Source organism: Bradyrhizobium sp. CCH5-F6 (assembly GCF_001556045.1).
Lineage (GTDB): Bacteria > Pseudomonadota > Alphaproteobacteria > Rhizobiales > Xanthobacteraceae > Bradyrhizobium.
Genome location: NZ_LSIC01000152.1, coordinates 1 through 18,607 on the forward strand (window position 1 = coordinate 1; position 18,607 = coordinate 18,607).

The 18,607-nt window shown below is 66.0% G+C and carries 15 protein-coding genes; 7 read left to right on the top strand and 8 right to left on the bottom strand.

Going from position 1 to position 18,607, the window contains the following annotated elements:
• Window positions 1-250, top strand: a 250-nt coding sequence (locus AX729_RS26810; RefSeq protein WP_061027241.1) for a hypothetical protein, incomplete at its 5' end; no start/stop codon positions are given.
• 61 nt (window positions 251-311) lie between these two features.
• Here AX729_RS26810 and poxB read toward each other — a convergent pair.
• The 3 genes from poxB to AX729_RS26825 form a co-directional block, all read right to left on the bottom strand.
• On the bottom strand, window positions 312-2,048 hold the full coding sequence (poxB, locus tag AX729_RS26815; protein WP_061027242.1) for a ubiquinone-dependent pyruvate dehydrogenase: 1,737 nt from the start codon (window positions 2,046-2,048) through the stop codon (window positions 312-314).
• A 101-nt stretch (window positions 2,049-2,149) separates the two neighbouring features.
• Entirely contained in the window at window positions 2,150-2,782 is a 633-nt protein-coding gene (locus tag AX729_RS26820) for a 2-dehydro-3-deoxy-6-phosphogalactonate aldolase (protein WP_061027243.1), read from the bottom strand.
• Between the two features lie 13 nt (window positions 2,783-2,795).
• Window positions 2,796-3,710, bottom strand: a complete 915-nt coding sequence (locus AX729_RS26825; protein ID WP_061027244.1) for a 2-dehydro-3-deoxygalactonokinase — start codon at window positions 3,708-3,710, stop codon at window positions 2,796-2,798.
• A gap of 218 nt (window positions 3,711-3,928) precedes the next feature.
• Here AX729_RS26825 and AX729_RS26830 point away from each other — a divergent pair, with 218 nt between their 5' ends.
• On the top strand, window positions 3,929-5,026 hold the full coding sequence (locus AX729_RS26830; protein ID WP_061027245.1) for an LLM class flavin-dependent oxidoreductase: 1,098 nt from the start codon (window positions 3,929-3,931) through the stop codon (window positions 5,024-5,026).
• A gap of 57 nt (window positions 5,027-5,083) precedes the next feature.
• Window positions 5,084-5,638, top strand: a complete 555-nt coding sequence (locus tag AX729_RS26835) for a flavin reductase family protein (protein ID WP_156457226.1) — start codon at window positions 5,084-5,086, stop codon at window positions 5,636-5,638.
• A 204-nt stretch (window positions 5,639-5,842) separates the two neighbouring features.
• Here AX729_RS26835 and AX729_RS26840 read toward each other — a convergent pair whose 3' ends face one another.
• The 5 genes from AX729_RS26840 to AX729_RS26860 form a co-directional block, all read right to left on the bottom strand.
• Entirely contained in the window at window positions 5,843-7,717 is a 1,875-nt protein-coding gene (locus AX729_RS26840; RefSeq protein ID WP_061027246.1) for a sigma-54-dependent Fis family transcriptional regulator, read from the bottom strand.
• Between the two features lie 250 nt (window positions 7,718-7,967).
• On the bottom strand, window positions 7,968-11,270 hold the full coding sequence (locus AX729_RS26845; protein ID WP_061027247.1) for an acetyl-CoA carboxylase family protein: 3,303 nt from the start codon (window positions 11,268-11,270) through the stop codon (window positions 7,968-7,970).
• 11 nt (window positions 11,271-11,281) lie between these two features.
• A complete protein-coding gene (locus tag AX729_RS26850) occupies window positions 11,282-13,003 on the bottom strand; it encodes an AMP-binding protein (protein WP_061027248.1) in 1,722 nt (573 codons plus the stop codon).
• A gap of 148 nt (window positions 13,004-13,151) precedes the next feature.
• The gene (locus tag AX729_RS26855; RefSeq protein ID WP_061027249.1) at window positions 13,152-13,805 is read right to left on the bottom strand and encodes an aspartate/glutamate racemase family protein; all 654 of its coding nucleotides are present in this window, start codon (window positions 13,803-13,805) and stop codon (window positions 13,152-13,154) included.
• 1 nt (window position 13,806) lies between these two features.
• Complete coding sequence (locus tag AX729_RS26860) at window positions 13,807-14,577, bottom strand: GntR family transcriptional regulator (RefSeq protein WP_061027250.1); 771 nt, start codon at window positions 14,575-14,577, stop codon at window positions 13,807-13,809.
• 200 nt (window positions 14,578-14,777) lie between these two features.
• On the opposite strand from AX729_RS26860, the gene AX729_RS26865 reads away from it, so the two are divergent.
• From AX729_RS26865 to AX729_RS26880, 4 genes are read left to right on the top strand one after another with little or no spacing between them, the layout of a single operon-like run.
• Complete coding sequence (locus AX729_RS26865) at window positions 14,778-15,899, top strand: ABC transporter ATP-binding protein (RefSeq protein ID WP_061027251.1); 1,122 nt, start codon at window positions 14,778-14,780, stop codon at window positions 15,897-15,899.
• 1 nt (window position 15,900) lies between these two features.
• The gene (locus AX729_RS26870; protein ID WP_061027252.1) at window positions 15,901-16,950 is read left to right on the top strand and encodes an ABC transporter substrate-binding protein; all 1,050 of its coding nucleotides are present in this window, start codon (window positions 15,901-15,903) and stop codon (window positions 16,948-16,950) included.
• Window positions 16,951-17,808: an ABC transporter permease gene (locus AX729_RS26875; protein ID WP_061027253.1), complete on the top strand. Its 858-nt coding sequence runs from the start codon at window positions 16,951-16,953 to the stop codon at window positions 17,806-17,808.
• On the top strand, window positions 17,798-18,607 hold the full coding sequence (locus AX729_RS26880) for an ABC transporter permease (RefSeq protein WP_061027254.1): 810 nt from the start codon (window positions 17,798-17,800) through the stop codon (window positions 18,605-18,607). Before AX729_RS26875 ends, AX729_RS26880 begins: the two co-directional genes overlap by 11 nt.

Sequence of the window (18,607 nt, forward strand, 5' to 3'; positions counted from 1 at the left end):
CGGTCCCGCCATCGTCGTCACCGCCGTGTTCTATTACCTGCGCTGCCCGCGCACGGACTTTGCGGTCATGTTCGCAGCGCTGTGGCTGATCTCGGACATCGCCATTGCCTTCGTCTCGGCGAAGGAGCTGCCGCATTTCCTGATCGCGCTCGGCTTTGTGCCGGCGCTGCTGATCGGCATCGTGCTGCACTGGCAGCGCTTGCAGCACCGCCATGAGCGGTTGCCCCTGCCGGCGGTGAAGCGGGGCTGAGGCCGCGCAGCCGGTTCACCCCACCCGTTGGGGGAGGTGAATCGAACCGCCTCAGTCGACATCAGCGCGGCAACAGATTCGTCTTCGCAAGGTCCAGCACCTCGTCCCCTCGGCCGCTCATCACCGCGCGCAGGACCCAGAGGCTGAAACCCTTGACTTGCTCGGCCGTGATGGTCGGCGGCATCGACAGCTCCTGCTTGGCGGTGACGACGTCGAGCAGTGCCGGCCCATCGTGCGCCAGCATCTCCTTCACCGCGCCGGGGAGCTCGCCGGGATCCTCGACGCGCTTGGCGAATATGCCCATCGCACGCGCCATCGCGGCAAAGTCCGGATTCTCCAGGTTGACATTGGTGTCGACGAAGCCGGCCGCCTTCATCTCCAGCGCAACGAAGCCGAGCACGCCGTTGTTGAACACGACCACCTTCACCGGCAGCTTCTCTTGCGTCAGCGTGATGAGGTCGCCCATCAGCATGGTGAAGCCGCCGTCGCCGGAGAGCGAGATCACCTGGCGGCCGGGCTGCGCGGCCTGGGCGCCGATCGCCTGCGGCATGGCGTTGGCCATCGAGCCATGAACGAAGGAGCCGATCAGCCGGCGGCGGCCGTTCATGCCGAGATAGCGCGCGGCCCACACCGTCGGCGTGCCGACGTCGGCGGTGAACACGGCGTCATCGGACGCATGATCGCTGATGACCTTGGCGAGATATTGCGGATGGATCGGCTTGGTTCCCGGCGTGCCCTTGGCGAGCGAATCCAGGCCTTCGCGCGCCTTCTTGTAGTGCGCGACGGCATCGTCGAGATGCTTGCGCTGCGTCTTGGCCTTCAGCAGCGGCAGCAGTGCCTCGATGGTCAGCTTGACGTCGCCGACGAGGCCGAGATCGATCTTGCAACGCCGTCCCAGATTCTCGGGACGGATATCGATCTGCGCGACCTGGCAGTCGGTCGGGAAGAACTGCTTGTAGGGAAAATCGGTACCGAGCATCACCAGCGCGTCGCAGGCGTGCATGGCGGCATAGCCCGAGGAGAAGCCGATGAATCCGGTCATGCCGACGTCGTAAGGGTTGTCGTATTCGACATGCTCCTTGCCGCCGAGCGCATGCACGATCGGGCTCTTCAAGGCTTCGGCGAGCTGCATCAGCGGCGCGTGCGCGCCGGCACAGCCGCGGCCGCAGAACAGGGTGATACGTTCGGCGCCGTTCAGGAGGTCCGCCAGCGCCTTCAGCTCATCGGCCTCTGGCACGACCTTCGGCGCCGACACGGCAAGCCCGCGCGCCGTCGACAGCGCGCGCTTCGGCGGACTGCGGAAGGCGACGTCGCCGGGCATGGCGACGACGGCAACGCCGCGCAGGCCGACGGCGGCGCGGATCGCGTTCTCCAGCACGTAGGGAAGCTGGCTCGGGTCGGAGACCAGCTCGCAATAATGGCTGCATTCGCGAAACAAATTCTGCGGATGGGTCTCCTGGAAATAGCCGCCGCCGATCTCGCCGGACGGAATCTGCGCCGCGATGGCCAGCACGGGAACGCGGCTGCGATGCGCGTCGAACAGGCCATTGATCAGATGCAGATTGCCGGGACCGCAGGAGCCGGCGCAGACTGCGAGGCTCCCGGTCATCTCAGCTTCGCCGGACGCCGCAAACGCTGCAACCTCCTCGTGGCGGACATGGATCCATTCGATGGTACCGCGCCGGCGCAGCGCCTCGGTCAGCGCGTTCAGACTGTCGCCGACGATGCCATAGATGCGCTTGACGCCGGCCTGCTCGAGCGTTGCCACGAGCAGATCGGCTACGTTGTTGATCGTCATGTCGGTCTCCTGCTGCGCCAGTCACACTACGCAATGCATCAGCATCGCGGCAATATGAGGCACAATAGGCTATGACAGGTTCACGGCTGGTTTATTCCCGCTCAGTCTTTCGCAATCGCCCGATCGTAGGCCGCGACTGTCACCTTCGCGCGGGTGGCGACATCCGCTGCCGACATCCCGGGCTTGTAAAGGCTGGAGCCGAGCCCGAACGCCGTCACGCCGCCCTTGATGTACTCCCCAAAGTTCTGGTCGGAGACGCCGCCGACGGCGGCGATCATCACGCCGGCCGGCAGCACGGCGCGGATCGCGGCGATGCCGGAGGCGCCGAGCACGCTCGCCGGGAAGAATTTCAGGCTCGACGCACCCGAGCGCGCGGCGAGCAGCGCCTCGGTCGGCGAGAACACGCCGGGCATGGTCACCATGCCGTGCTGCTGCGCGCGCGCGAGCACCCCGGTGTCGACATTGGGCGAGACCATGAGCCTGCCACCGACGTCGTTGAGACGATCGACATCTGCCGCGGTCAGCACCGTGCCGGCGCCGATCAACACGCCGGCCGGCGCCTGTTTCACCGCCATCGCGATGGAGCGGAACGGATCGGGCGAGTTCAAGGGGACTTCGATCGCGGTCATGCCGGCCCCGATCAGCACGCCAACAATGGCCTCGGTTTCCTCGGGCTTGACGCCGCGCAGGATCGCGACCAGCGGCCGCTTCATCGGCGGAAAAGGAACGCTCATCTCGACAATCCCTCTACTTCGTCCAGATCGCGGCAGCCGCCATCGACAGGCCGCGGCGGACAGCTTCATCCGCATCGACGGGCTTTGCAGTCACCGACAGCGCCTCGAAAGCCACTCGGTACAGCATCGCAAGCCGCCCCGAGGCAATCAGCATGACGCCCGCTTGCGGCACGGCGCCGGAGAGCCCCGCCGCCAGCTCAACGCCGATCAACGTACCCGAAAGCGTCTCGCGCGCGGCGGCCGGCGTGCTGCCGAAAAGAAGCTGCCGCGAGCGCACGCCGAACAGGAGATTGGCAGCGAAGGCCGGCGCCTCGTACGCGGCCTTCACTGCCGCCTTGAAGCTCGGAACATCCTCGGCGTCGTCCGCGCCGGCGACCGCGAGCGACAGGATCGTCTCGCGCGAGACCGCACTGAAGAGCTCGCCGGTCATGAAGGTGGAAAAGCGTTCGACCGTGCCGTCCTGCACGCGAACCCATTTCGAATGCGTGCCGGGCATGCAGACGAGCGTCTCCCCCGTCGCATCGAGGCCGAGCCCGCCGAGCAATTGCGTCTCCTCGCCGCGCATGACGTCCGGCGCCCTGGCATCGCGCTGCGCGATGCCCGGCAGGATGCGGATGTCGCGCACCTCGCCCGGCACGCGCACGGCCTGCTTCAGAACGGCAGCGAGCGGCGCCGGCGTGTCGACATAGCCGGCCTCGACCCAGCCGGTGCGGGCACCGGCCATGCCGCAGACGAGCACCGGCAAATGATCCGGTGCTTCGACGGCTGCAAGATGCGAGCGCAACACCGCCGGGAAGCCGGCCTTCGTCGCGGCCAGCATGCCCTCGCCGCTGCGTCGCTCGGTCAGCACCTGGCCGGCGCGATCGATCAGCCAGAGCCGGAAGCTGCTGGTGCCCCAGTCCACCGCGACGTAAGCGGGTTCGGTCATGTCGGGTCTCGTCCTCGTCTCACGGCCAAGACGCCGTCTCGCGACACATGAGACGATGTCTTGCAGGCTTCCGCCGAGATACCGGCAATTGCGCACGCAAACCAGCCCTTTCTCTTCAAGTTGAGGTGTGGCGAGGCTGGCACACGGCTTGCTGAAGCCTTCGTCGCTCAACTTCGTCAACGCGCGACAAGACGCGTCAACATCAGATGAGGAAACCCATGGAGATCGGCTATTTCACGATGCCTTCGCATCCGCCGGAGTGCGGCCTGAAGGAGGGACATGACTGGGACCTGCAAGTTCTGCGCTGGCTCGACGAGCTCGGCTATCAGGAAGCCTGGATCGGTGAGCACCACACCGCGCCCTGGGAACCCAATCCCACGCCGGATCTCCTGATCGCGCAGGCGCTGATGCAGACCAAGAATATCCGCATCGGGCCGGGCGGCTTCCTGCTGCCCTATCACCACCCGGCCGAGCTCGCCAACCGCGTCGCCATGCTCGACCATCTCTCCGAGGGCCGGCTCAATTTCGGCGTCGCGGCATCGGGCCTGCCGAGCGACTGGGCGATGTTCAACGTCGACGGCATGAGCGGGCAGAACCGCGACATGACGCGCGAGGCGCTCGAGATCATCCTCAAGATGTGGAGCGATCCCGCACCCTGGACCTACAAAGGCAAGTTCTGGACGGTCTCCAAGCCGGACACGATGTTCGATTTCCTCAAGCCGCACATCAAACCGCTGCAGGCGCCACATCCGCCGATCGGCGTCGCCGGGCTGTCGAAGAACTCGGACACGCTGAAGCTCGCGGGCGAGCGCGGCTTCATCCCGATGAGCCTCAACCTCAATCCGGCCTACGTCGGCAGCCATTGGGACTCGGTCGAGATCGGCGCCGCCAAGACCGGCCGCAAACCGAACCGCGCGGATTGGCGCCTCGTGCGCGAGGTGTTCGTCGCCGACACCGACGAGGAGGCCTGGAAGCTCTCGACCGGCGACATGATGGGCCGGATGATGGGCGAGTACTTCCTGCCGCTGCTCGGCCATTTCGGCTTCAAGGACTATCTGAAGCACGCGCCCGACGTGCCCGATAGCGACGTCACGGTCGAATATTGCGCCAAGCGGAACTGGATCGTCGGTTCGCCCGCGACCGTCGCCGAGAAGATCGAGAAGATCTACGACGAGGTCGGCGGCTTCGGCGTGCTCTGCGTGTTCGGCTTCGACTACAAGCACAAGCCGGAAGCCTGGCACCGCTCGCTTGCGCTGCTGAAAAACGAGGTGATGCCGCGCCTGAAGCATCTCGGCTCCGCGAAGAAGGCGGCTTGACCGACAGCGGGTGCGGCGCGATCGTGCCGCACCCGCATTCATTTCGGAGATCTCGGCGTGAGCGTGGACGCAAAGGATTTCAAGCAGGCGATGCGCCAATGCGCAGGCGCCGTGGCGCTCGTCACTGTGGGCGCCGAGCACGGCAAGCGCACGGGATTGACGGTCACGTCGGCCTGCTCGCTGTCGGACAACCCGCCCTCGCTGATCGTCTGCGTCAACCGCAACGCCAGCGCCCATGCGCGCATCCGCGAGGAAGGCGCCTTCGCGATCAACTTCCTGCACGAGGACCACGCATTGCTCGCGCTGACCTTCAGCGGCCAGAAGGGCGTCAACGGCGACGACCGTTTCGCTTTCGGGCAATGGACGCGCGGCGCGACCGGCGCGCCGGTGCTGACGGACGCGGTCGCCGCGTTCGACTGCGTGCTGGCGCAGGAGTTCGAGACGAAGACGCATTCGATCTTCGTCGGCGAGGTGCGCGGTGCATCGCATTCCGACGGGGCTTCGCCACTCGTCTATCTGCGCAGCAGTTTCCACGTCCCCCACGAAATCCGCGGCACGGTTACGGTCGGAGACCGCGATTCGCGGCATCTGAGCTGGAGCGATTTTTCGTAAAGCCGCGGCGCTCTCCTTCCTTCTCCCCTTGCGGGAGAAGGTGGCGCGAAGCGCCGGATGAGGGGTATCCATCCGCGAGAACAGAAGCAACAGAGTGACGTGCGGAGGGAGACCCCTCACCAGTCTCGCCGCTATCGCGGCGAGCCACCCTCTCCCACAAGGGGAGAGGGGAAGAAGGTCCGGGCTCGACAATGCAATTGGACGCTACTGCGTCGTCTCGATCTTCAGTTGCTTGATCTTTCGATAAAGCGTGGCGCGGCTGAGCCTCAGGGCACGCGCCGCTTCAGTCACCCGGCCGCCGTGCCTGCGCAAAGCCTCGACGATCGTCGTGCGCTCGGCGGCCGCAAGATCAGGCCCGGCCGTCCTCCCGCCGAACGGCGGCAGATCAAGATCCGCATCCGTGATGACGCCACCCTCCGCCGTACAACCCGCAAGTCGCAATACATGGCGGAGCTGTCGCATGTTGCCGGGATACGGATAGGCCACCAGCTGCGCCCAGGCCTCGCTCGAGAGGCGGCAGTTCGGCGCCTCCTCGCGCGCGATCTGGCGGATGATGTCGTCGCGGTCGGCCCGCTCGCGCAACGCCGGCAGCCGCACTTCGATGCCGCGCAGGCGGAAATAGAGGTCGGCGCGGAAGGCACCCTCCTCCGCCATGCGGCCGAGATCGCGATGGGTGGCGCTGATCAGGCGGATATCGACGGGCAAAGGTTTCAGCGCACCGAGCGGCCAGACCTCGCGGTTCTCCAGCACACGCAACAGCCGAGTCTGCAGCGCGATCGGCATGTCGCCGATCTCGTCGAGGAATAGCGTGCCGCCATCCGCCTGCACGATCAGGCCCTTCGAGCCCTCGCGCCGCGCGCCGGTGAAGGCGCCGGCCTCGTAGCCGAACAGCTCAGCGTCGATCAGGCTCTCGGGCATGGCCGCGCAGTTCAGGGCGACATAGTTGTTGCGTGCGCGGTTGCTGGCGGCGTGAATGGCGCGCGCGAACACGTCCTTGCCGACGCCGGTCTCGCCATGCAGCAGGACCGGCAGATTGTGATCGCCGATGCGCCTGAGCCGGTTCACGCTTTTGATCAGTCCGGGATCGCGGCCGGCGAGCCGGTGCAGCGCGTCGAAGCGATCGACGGACGCATCGCGGCGCGGCGCAAGCGGGCGCGTCCTCGTGCGCAGCGGCGGCGCAACACGCCCCTGGCCCAGGGCGCTGCCGTCGGCGCGACGCAGCTCGACGAGTTCGTCCGTGCCGCGCGCGGCATGATGATCGAACTTGATGTAGCGCGACAGATCAATGCCGGCGGCGATCATGCCGTCGGTGAGACCGAGCAGCGCGCGCGCGGAACGGCACGCGCCGACGACGCGCCGGTCGTCGTCATAGGCGATGAGACCGCTGCCGCCGTCCCCAGGCACGGTCGCGATCCACGCGTCGCGGAAATGGCCACGAAAGATCGCGCCCTCCATCCGCCGCGTCGCCTCCATCGTTACCGCGAGCGCAAGCTGATGCGCGGCCCGTTCCAGATCCTCGCGGCACGAGGTGATGTTGATGGCACCGGCCAGCCGCCCGGCCTGGTCGAACAGCGGCGCCACGGCGCACGAGAACATGTGCCATTGCGCGCGAAAATGCTCGTCGCGATGCACCAGGATCGGCTTCTCCTCGGCCAGCGCGGTGCCGAGCCCGTTGGTGCCCTCGAAGGTCTCGGCGAAGTTCGAGCCGGTGTAGATCTTCCAGTCCAGAAACATCTTTGCATCGGCTTCGCCCGGCAGACGGCTGAACAGCATGGTCGCGTTCGCATCAGCGAGATTGACGCAGTAACCGGCGTCGCGCAGCACGCGGGCGAGATCGTCGAGCTCGGGCATCGCGAGCCGGATCGTCTCCTCCATCGGTTCAGCGGCATGCCGGATCTCGGCTTCGGTCAGCGTCTGCGGCGGGCCCTGCCGGGCGGGATCGAGCTTGTGATTGACGAGGCAACGCCGCCAGGAACTGGCAATCCGCGAAGAGGCATCGACGTCGGCCAAGCGGTCTGTGACCTGATTGGCGACGGACAAGACACGGGCGACATGATTCGAGGCCGAAAGGCTGGCCATCGCGGACGTCTCCACCCTGTATTATTGTGCAAAGTCTGGCACCACAGGCGGGGATGTCAATCGGGAACCGAGAGCCGGGTTGGAGGCAATGCCCCAACGCCGTCATGGCCGGGCTTCGTCACGGCCGTCCATGTTGCCGTGCGGCGAAAGAACGTGGATGCCCGGGACAAGCCTCGGACAAGCCCGGGCATGACGGTGTGGAAAGCGGAACGTCTGGATGCTCAGACAGAGCCGATTTGCTGCACCGCCCTCACCACGTGTCGATGCACGGCCGCTTCTTCCCTTTCCTCGACTCGAGCTTCGGCACCGAGCGCAGTCCGGCCATGATCCAGCGCCGGGTCTCGGCGGGGTCGATGACGTTGTCGATCTCGAATACTGAGGCGATCGAGACCGCCTTGCCGTTGGCGTAGAGCTCGGCGACCTTGTTGCGGTAGTAGGTCTCGCGCTCCTCGGGATCGGCGATCGCCTCCATCTCCTTGCGGAAGCCGAGGCGGACATAGCCCTCGAGCCCCATGCCGCCGAACTCGCCGGTCGGCCAGGCCGCGGTGAAGAACGAGGCGTGGAAGCCGCCGCCGATCATCGATTGCGCCCCGAGCCCATAGCCCTTGCGCAGCACGATGCCGAACAGCGGCACGGTGAGGCTCGCGCCGGTGACGAACATGCGCGAGACGTGACGCACGATCGCGGTCTTCTCGGCCTCCGGGCCGACCATGAATCCGGGCGTGTCGCAAAGCGAGACGATCGGCAGGTCGAAGGCGTCGCAGAGCTGGAGGAATCGCGCGGCCTTGTCGCCGGCATCGGCATCGATCGCGCCGCCGAGATGGCGCGGATTGTTGGCGATCAGGCCGAACGGCCTGCCCTCGATGCGGATCAGCGCGGTGATCATGCCGACGCCGTAGTCGCGGCGCAGCTCCAGCACGGAATCCTTGTCGGCGACGAGATCGATCACGTTACGGATGTCGTAGACGCGCAGCCGGTTCTCGGGGATCGCGCGGCGGAGCAGGCGCTGGTCGGCGGCTTCCCAAGCCGTAACCGCACCCTGGAAATAGGACAGGTACTTCTGCGCGACGGATGTCGCTTCCTCCTCGTCCTCGACCAGGATGTCGATGACGCCGTTCGGCGCCTGGAACGAGACCGGGCCGACCTCGGCCGGGTGATAGACGCCAAGGCCGCCGCCCTCGATCATGGCCGGACCGCCCATGCCGATCGAGGCGTTCTTGGTGGCGATGATGACGTCGCAGCAGCCGAGCATCGCGGCATTGCCAGCGAAGCAATAGCCGGAGACGACACCGATCACAGGCACGAGACCCGAGAGCCTTGCGAACTGCACGAAGGACGGACCGTCGAGCCCTGTCATGCCGAGCCGGTCGGTATCGCCGGGCCGGCCGCCGCCGCCTTCCGCATAGAATACCAGCGGCACGCGCCAGTCTTCCGCGAGGGTCAGCATGCGGTCGATCTTCTTGTGGTTCATGTGGCCCTGCGTGCCCGCGAGCACGGTGTAGTCATAGGCCACGACGATACAGCGGCCGCCCTCAGGCCCGAACTTCTCGGCATTGACGGTGGCAACGCCCATGACGAGACCATCGGCCGGCGTGTTCTTGATGAGATCGTCGAGCTTGCGGCGCCGGCGCTGTGCCGCGATCGCGAGGCTGCCGTACTCCATGAACGAGCCGTCGTCGACGAGTTGCGCGACGTTCTCGCGCGCGGTGCGCTGATTGGTGTTGCGACGCCGCTCGACCGAGGCCGGACGGTTCGCGTCGAGCGTATTCGCCTGGCGGGCGATCAGCTCGGCGAGATCCGGGCGGATGTGGTCGAGATCGATGTCGGCTTCGGCCGCCGTGCTGTCAGCCGCGACGTCGAGCGGCTCGAGATAGAGGATCGGCTCGCCGTGCATCAGCGTGACGCCGTCGCCGGCGACGAGCTTCATCACCCTGCCGCCCTGCTCGGCCATGACGAGGTGCTCCATCTTCATGGACTCGATCACCGCGAGCTGCTGGCCGGGGCGGACGATCTCGCCTTCCTTCACCTGGATGGTGACGATGGTTCCTTGCAGGGGTGCCGCGACCATCACCGCGCCTTCCGGCACGGCCTCCACGATGTGCGACTCCGTACCGTGGCCGCTGCGCTCGGTCGCAGCGAAATAGAGCGGCCTGGCCGCGCCGTCGGCGGCATCGACGAGCTTCGCGATGTTGCGGTCGATGAAATCGGTCGCGATCCGGTTGGCCCCGAAATCGGGATGCGCGAGCACCGCCTGGAGAAAGGCGATGTTGGTGACGACGCCGTCGATCCTGAACTCGCGCAGGGCACGCGAGGCTTTCGCGACCACGTCATGCCAGGCCTCGCCCGGCGTGTGCACGATGACCTTGGCCAGCAGCGAATCGAAGGCGGCGCTGGTCTTGTACCCGGCATAGCCGAAGCTGTCGACGCGGACGCCTGGACCCGAGGGCGGCTCGAACACGGCGAGCACGCCGCCGGTCGGATGGGTCGCGCCAGTCTCGTCCAGCGTCTCCATGTTGACGCGAAGCTGCATGGCATGGCCGCGCGGCTTCGGGATCGATCCCTGCGCAAGCCCGAGCGCAGCCAGCGTGCTGCCTGCAGCGACCGCGAGCTGGGCGCGGACGAGATCGAGCCCGAGCACCTCTTCGGTCACGGTGTGCTCGACCTGGAGCCGCGGATTGGCCTCGATGAAGGCAAAGCTGTCCTCGGCCGTGCCGTCGACCAGGAACTCGAACGTGCCGAGATTGTCGTAAGAGGCCGCCGCCGCGAGCTGCTTCGCCGCCTCGATGATGCGGCCGCGCAAGCCTTCGCTCAGCGACGGGCTCGGCGCCACCTCGATCAGCTTCTGGTGCCGGCGCTGGATGGTGCATTCGCGCTCCCAGAGATGGGAGATCGCACCAAAGCGATCGCCGATGATCTGCACCTCGATGTGGCGCGCCTGCCGGATCAGCCGCTCGGCATAGACCCCGTCGAAGCCGAAGGCCGCCTTGGCCTCGGACTGGCAGCGCGCATAGGCTTCCGCGAGATCGGATGCGTTCTCCGCCACGCGCATGCCGCGGCCGCCGCCGCCGGCCATCGCCTTGATCACGATCGCCGCGTTGCTGCCGAGCGAGGTGAAGAACGCCGTGATCTCCTCAAGGCTCGACGGGCCGCTGGTCCCGGCAATGATCGGCACGCCGCAGCGCTTGGCCAGTTGGCGTGCCGCGACCTTGTCGCCGAACAGTTCGAGCGCCGTCGCCTTTGGGCCGACGAACGTGATCCCTGCGTCGAAGCAGGCTTTTGCGAAGGCCGCATTCTCGCTGAGAAAGCCGTAGCCGGGATGCACGGCATCACAGCCAGTGCTCTTCGCCGCCTTCACCACCGCGTCGATGTCGAGATAGGCCCGCGCGCCGCGGCCGGGGATTTCGACCGCCTCGTCCGCAACGCGCAAATGCAGCGACAGCGCATCGTCCGCGGGATGCATCGCGACCGTCGCGATGCCGGCATCGGCTGCCGCACGCGCGATGCGAATGGCGATCTCGCCGCGATTGGCGATCAGGAGCTTCTTGAACGACATCGGTCTCTCACTCAGACTGCAGCGGAACGGTTGGGATCGAGGTCCTGCTTCTTCACTTTGCCCGTGGCCGTCAGCGGGAGGGCTTCGATGATGCGGATCTCCGGGACCTTGTAGACGGCCATGCGCTCGGCGCACCAGCTGCGCAGGGCTTCCGCAGAGACGGTGCCGACCGCCTCCGGCTTGAGCTGGATATAGGCCACCGGCACCTGCCCCTTGTCGGGATCGTCGCGCCCGACCACGCCCGACCCCAGCACTTTCGGATGCTGCCCGAGCAGCGCCTCGATCTCCGGCGGGAAGACGCTCATGCCCTTGACCTTCAGCATCTCCTTGCGGCGGCCGAGGAAGTGCAGGAAACCGTCCTTGTCGATGGTGCCGATGTCGCCGGTGCGCAGCCAGCCATCGATCAGAGACTCCGCGGTCGCCTCCGGCTTGTTCCAGTAGCTCTTGAGCAGCGACGGCGTGCGTACGCGGATCTCGCCTTCGGCACCAAGGGGCAGCAGCGCACCGGTCTCGAAATCGGTGATCTTGAACTCGGCACCGGGGACCGGCAGCCCGACGAAGATCGGCTGGTTGTTGAGGTCGAAATCGTCGTCCTGGAAGCCCGCCGTGAAGGTGTTGGAGGTGTGGGTCTCCGTCATGCCCCAGGCCGCCTCCATCAGGATCGTGCCGGTGAGATCCTTCCAGCGCTTGCGATAGTCGGCGTTGAGCTTCTTGACGAAGGAGACCACGCGCACCTGCTGCAAGGACGACAGGTCGAACTCGCTCCAGCGCGGATGGTCCATCAGCTCGACCGCGCCATCGACCGGCATCGCGATGATCGTGACCTTGTATTTGTCGATCGCGGCCATCGCGCCGACGGCATCCCATCGCGCGAGCAGGACCAGCGTCGCCCCGGAGAACAGCGGGAAGATCAAACCGAAATTCTCGCCCGCGATCCAGAATTCCGGAAAGAACGACAGGAACACGCTGCTCTCGTCCGACAGGACCGAGATGCCGTAATTGGCCGCGGCCGTGTAGACCATGTCGCGATGGGTGTGGACGCAGCCCTTGGGCATGCCGGTGGTGCCGCCGGTGTAGTTGAGCGCTGCGACGTCATCGAGGCCGGGCGGCGGCAGCGGCACAGGTGTCGGCATCGCGGCGAGCGCTGGCAACAGATCGGTCGCGCCCGGGACCGCGACGCGCGGGGTGCGAATCGAGTCCGGCGCCGGAAATGCCGGCGTTGCAGGCACGACATCGGCAAAGCTGGTGACGATGATCTCGCGCAGCCGAACCTCGCCCTTTACCTGCTCGACGACCGGCATGAGCTGGTCCAGCGCGACGATCACTTCGGCTTGGGTATCGTTCAGCTCGTAGGACAGCTCGAACGCGCGCGACAGCGGACTGACGGGGACATGAATCGCGCCGAGCTTCAGGATGCCGAAAAACACGATGTGGAACTGGGGGCAGTTGGGCAGGAACACGGCGACGCGGTCGCCCTTGCGCACGCCCTTGGCTTGCAACAAAGCGGCAAAACGGTCGCTCTGCCGGTCGAGCTCCGCGTAGGTGGTGACATGACCGTAGAAGATCACCGCGGGCCGCTCGGGATTCCGCTTCGCCCAGGCACGCAGATATTCCGTCAGGGGAACTTCGCCGTGCAGATAGTTCGGCGAGCGCGGCATGCCCTTCGGCCAGGCCTTGTCCCACAACCCGCGCAAGGCGGCGAGGTAGTCCATTTCGTTGAGGCCTGCACTCATGGCGTCTTTCCCGTGCTGCATTTTTTCATCGCGAGGGACGCAACGTGCCGTCACGCGACCTCGTTACACGTCGAGCACGGCAGAGTTCATGTCAAGGAAAACAGTTCTCCGCAGCACGGCCGATGCCGCGGCGCGGAAATACCCGACGTTACGCGGTGAGCAGACGAATGATCCGCTTCACGGCAGACGGGATCGGCGCAATGACCGGCACGGTGAACAGCGGCTGAAGCTCTCGCGCCACCTCGCCGAGCGGCCCGCCGCCGATGACGACCGCGTTCGACCCGTCCTGCGCGATGCAGGCCTCGACTGCATCTGCGAGCGCCGCCCGCAGCCGCGCCGGATCACGCATCAGCTCGTGTGGATCACCGTCGGCAAAGCGCGTGCCCGTGTAGCGCCGACGCAATCCCAACATATCCGGCAATGCATCGATCTGCGCCTTCAGCAGCGGCGTCGTGGTCGCGACGCCGAAACAGCGGCCATTCTCCGCGGCCTCCAGCATCGACGATTCGCCGATGCCGACCGCAGGCAGCTTCATCGCCGCCCTGATCCCGGCGAGACCGGGATCGCCGAACGCAGCCACGATGATGCCGTCGCATTCGCGGCCGCGGACCCACGCAATCTCCTCGACCTCCGGCGCAGCTGCCTCAAGCGCCTCGGCCGAGACGATCATCGACGGCGCACGCGTTGCCGTGGCGCCGACGACCTCGAAGCCGTCAGTGGCGGCAGAGTTCGCAATGGCGACCATCATCGCGGTAGTCGGCCCGGAACTGTTCGGATTGATCAGGAGAATGCGCCGGGCCAAACTATCCGCCCGCCCGCGCCCGCGCGCCGATCTCCTGGAAGATCGCAGTGAGCTCGTCGACCTCATCATTGCGCTCCTTCGGCCGTATCCGCTGCTCCATCTCCTCGATGTGATGACGCATGGCATGGATCGCGCCGGCCTTGTCGCGCGCGAGAATCAGCGCGCCGATGTCGGGGTGCGCGTCGGGAGAGCAATCCGGCTCGCCCGGCTGCTCGAACGTGGCGATCGCCAGCGACGTCCGCAGCATCAGCTCGCGCGACATCTCCAACAGCACGCGGTTGCCGGCGAGCTTGGCGACCAGGATGTGGAATTCCGCCGTAAGCGACAGCGAGGCCCAGCGATCATTGCGATCATGGCGCGCCTCGAGGTCCATATGCGCCTTGAGCTCGGCCTTGCCTGATTTGTCCAACCGGTCGATCGCCGCAGCGACGGCCGCCGTCTCAATGACGCGTCGCGCTGCAAAGATGTCCTGCGCCTCCTCCCAGCTCGGCCGGTACACGAAGGCGCCTCGATTGGGGATCTGCATCACCACCTTGCGCGAGGCGAGATGGGCCAGCGCCTGGCGGATGTGAATCCGCGTGGTGCCGAAGGCTGATGCGAGCTTGTCCTCACCGAGCTTGGCGCCGGGCTTGAGCCGCTTCTGGCTGATCGCGGTCAAGATGCCCTGCACCACCGGGTCGTCGTCGATGCTGCGAGGATCGACGGCCTCCGGCTCCCTGGGTTTGGACTCGGGCCGTTTCGGCTTGCGCTTGAGGGGACGGGTTCGCTTCATGCGTCGCTTCTACAGGATTCTGGAATGCCGCCGCAGCCTATTTTTTATACAAACTCGTGGCAACAATGTCTACAATATAGACATTAAATTGGCGCCAATATTTGGCGCCTAAAAACTATTGCAATGTTGGCAAGGCCTTAGCAAAGGAAACGCGCTGGCACGGCGATTGCTAACTCCCCTCGCGCAGGACAACGCGAAGGATGGAGCTGGCGTTGAGCGATGTACGCGGACTCTCGCTGGATTTGAAGGGCATCGGCCACGCCTTCGGCGCGACCGTTGCGCTGGAGGACATCGATCTCACCGTTGCCGCCGGTGAGTTGATCGCCCTCCTCGGTCCGTCCGGCTGCGGCAAGACCACGATGCTCCAGATCATCGCGGGCTTCCTGCGCCCGTCCCGGGGCGAGGTGCGATTCGACGGCGCGCGGGTCGAGCATATTCCGGCCAATCGCCGCCGCATCGGCATGGTGTTTCAGAACTATGCGCTGTTTCCGCATCTGACCGTGTTCGAAAACGTCGCCTACGGCCTGCGGGCGCGCAGGACGGCGAAGGACGTGGTGGCGGCGAAGGTCGAACAGATGCTCGGCCTCGCCCAGATGGCCTCGTTCGCGCGGAGGCTGCCCGGAGAGCTCTCCGGCGGGCAGCAGCAGCGCGTCGCGCTGGCGCGGGCGCTTGCGATCGATCCGGGCCTCGTCCTGCTCGACGAACCATTCTCGGCGCTCGACAAGAATCTGCGCCTCGACATGCAGATCGAGATCAAGAGCCTGCTGAAGACCTTTGGCGTCACCTCCATCATCGTCACGCACGACCAGGAGGAGGCGCTGTCGATGGCCGACCGCATCGTCGTGCTGAACAAGGGGCGTATCGAGCAGATCGACAGCCCGGACGCGCTCTACGACCGCCCGGCGAGCCTGTTCATCTCGAGCTTCATCGGCCACACCAATCTCCTGCGCGGCACCGTCACCGACGCCGATCGCGTGCAGCTGGACGCCGGGCCCGAGATCGATCTCGGCCGTTCGGCTCAGCGCAGGCGCGGCACGCCGGTGACGATCTCGGTCCGGCCTGAAAACATCACGTTCGGGGCCGAACGGCCCGGCGCCATCCCCGTCACGATCCGCGCCACGGTGCCGCTCGGCGCCGTCAGCGTCACCGAGGGCGTCACCGCGAGCGGCGAAGCCGTGAAGGTCAGCCAGGCCCGCGCCGCCGGCCTCGCGAAAGCGCAGGCCGGAGAGACGGTCTGGCTCGCGATCTCCGATGTCTCGCGCGTCAGCATTTTCAGCACGCCAGTCGACGACGTTTCCATGCATCAGCAAAGGAGTGTTTGACATGAGCCTATCCCGGAGATCGCTGCTCACCACAGGTTCGGCCGCGCTTGCGGCAGCCAGTCTCGGATGGCCGACATCATCACGCGCGGCCCCCTCGATCGTGGCAACGACCTATCCCGGCAGTTTCGACGAAGCCTTCCGCGCGGTGGTCGGGCCGGCCTTCAAGAAGTCCAGCGAGGGCGGTGTCACCTTTACGCCCCTGCTCGGCGTCGACCAGATCGGCAAGATCCAGGCATCGCGCAACACGCCCCCCTTCGACGTCGTGCTGTTCGACGAGGGACCGCTGATCCCGGCGATCGCGAGCGGGGTGCTGGAGAAATTTCCGGTCGAGCAGTCGAAGTCATATGCCGACATCCCCAGCGTATTCCGCCATCCCGACGGCTACGCCCCTGTCATCACCGCGCAATTGATCGGCATAGCCTACAATCCGAAGAAGATCACGACGCCGCCGACCTCGTGGGAGGATCTTTGGAAACCGGAGTACAAGGGCCGCGTCGGCATCACCGGTCTGGGGTCGAGCCTCGGCACCGCCTTCATGGTCGAGATCGCGAAGCTCAATGGCGGTTCCGAGACCAATATCGAGCCGGGCTTCGAGGCCATGAAGAAGCTGCTGCCCAACGTCGGTGCGATCGCGGCGTCGCCCGGCGCGCTGGCTGCGCTGTTCCAGCAGGGCGAGATCGATATCGCGTTCAACTTCTGGAACAACGTGGCGCTGCTCGCCGCCAAGGGCGTCGACATCGCCTTCGCCAAGCCGAAATCCGGCGCGGTCGTGATCCGCACCAGCGCGCAGATCGTGAAGAACAATCGGGATCCGAAGGCGGTGCTCGACTATCTCGACACGGTGATGTCGGTCGAAGCGCAGAAAGGCCTCGAGGCGGCGCCCTGGATGATGATGCCGACCAACGGCAAGGTGGCGCTGACTGGCGCCAATCTCACCGTCGCCAAGAGCCTCGACGACCTCATCGCCAACAATGTGCTGCTCGACTGGACCAAGTTCCAGTCGCTGCGCGGCGAATGGATCACCCGCTTCAGCAAGGACGTGAAGATCTAGATGACACCGGCGAGCGCGACCGAATCCCGACAAATGCTCCCAGTGATCCCGCTGGCGGCGCTGTTCCTCGCAGCCTTTGTGCTGCCGCTGGTCGCGCTCGTCGCGATCAGCCTGTTCCGCACACCACAATTTGCGGAACTGTCGCTGGCGCAATATGTGCGGTTCTTTTCGGATTCCTTCAGCATCCGGGTGTTGGCGGACACGCTGTGGCTGGGCGCCGAGGTTGCACTGGCGACGTTGCTTCTCGCTTATCCACTCGCGCTGGTCTATCTCGCGAGCGGCCAGTTCATGCGAACACTCATCACTTTCCTGATCATGCTGCCGCTGCTGACCAGCACCGTAGTGCGTACCTTCGCTTGGATCGTGATCCTCGGCCGCGATGGCATCGTGAATTCGGCGATGCTCTCGCTCGGCCTCTGGCAGGCACCAGCCCGGATGCTCTACACCTGGGAGGGCATGGTTCTGGCGTTGACCCAGATACAGCTTCCCCTGATGGCGCTGCCAGTCATCAACAGCCTGCTGCGGCTGGATCGCAATCTGACCCGGGCCGCGGAAGGGCTCGGCGCAAGCCGCGCACGCATCTTCGTTACCGTCATCCTGCCGTTGACGCTGCCGGGGGCGATCGCTGGCTGGCTGCTCGTCTTCGCCGCCGCCGCAACCGCCTTCATCACCCAGACACTGGTCGGTGGCGGACGCATCATCCTGATGCCGTCCTACATCTACCAGCAGGCCGTCGGCGTGCAGGACTGGCCGTTCTCGGCTGCGCTGTCGCTGATCTTTACGCTGGCGGTGACCGGTATGGTCTTTGCCATCGGCGCGTCGTCACGCCGCTACGTGCGAGGCGTCGATGCACCATAGCTTGGTCGATCGCGTCTACTCCGGCATCGTCGGGACGATGACCGGCTTCGGCATGCTGCTGCTGCTCGCGCCGACGCTGGTCGTGCTGACCATCTCCTTCACAGGCGGCATCACGCTGAAGTTCCCGCCCCCGAGCTGGTCGCTGCGCTGGTATGTCGAGCTGCTGCAATCGCAGGAGATCGTCGAACCCGCGCTGACGAGCCTCAAGGTCGCGGCAATGGCGACGATTCTCTCCGCGGTGCTTGGCAGCGCGGCGGCGCTCGGTCTGGCGCGCAGCAAATCGAAGTCCGCACGTGTCCTCGACGCGATGTTCATGTCGCCGATGGTGCTGCCTGCGATGGCGTTCGGCCTGTCGCTGCTGCTCGTGTTCAACCTGCTCGGCATCCGCCTGTCGGCGGCGACCCTGGTGCTCGGCCATACCATCATCTGCGTGCCCTTCGTCATCCGGATGGTCGGCGCCTCGGTGCAGCAGCTCAATCCGGTGCTGATCACCTGCTCGCTGAGCCTGGGTGCCAGCCGCTGGTACACCTTCCGGCGCGTGACGCTGCCGCTGATCAGCCGCGGCATCGTCGCGAGCTGCTTCGTCGCGTTCCTCACCTCCTTCGACAATGTTCCGGTTTCGCTGTTCCTCGCCGATGCGCGCACCGAGGTCCTGCCGATCAAGCTCTGGGCGATCCTCGAAGGCAGCCTCGACGTGCGCGTCGCCGCCGTCTCCGGCGTGATCGTGCTACTGACCCTGGCCGGCCTCGTCTGCGCCGAGATCTTCGGAGGCGTCAGCCGCCAGATCGGGAGCCGCTGA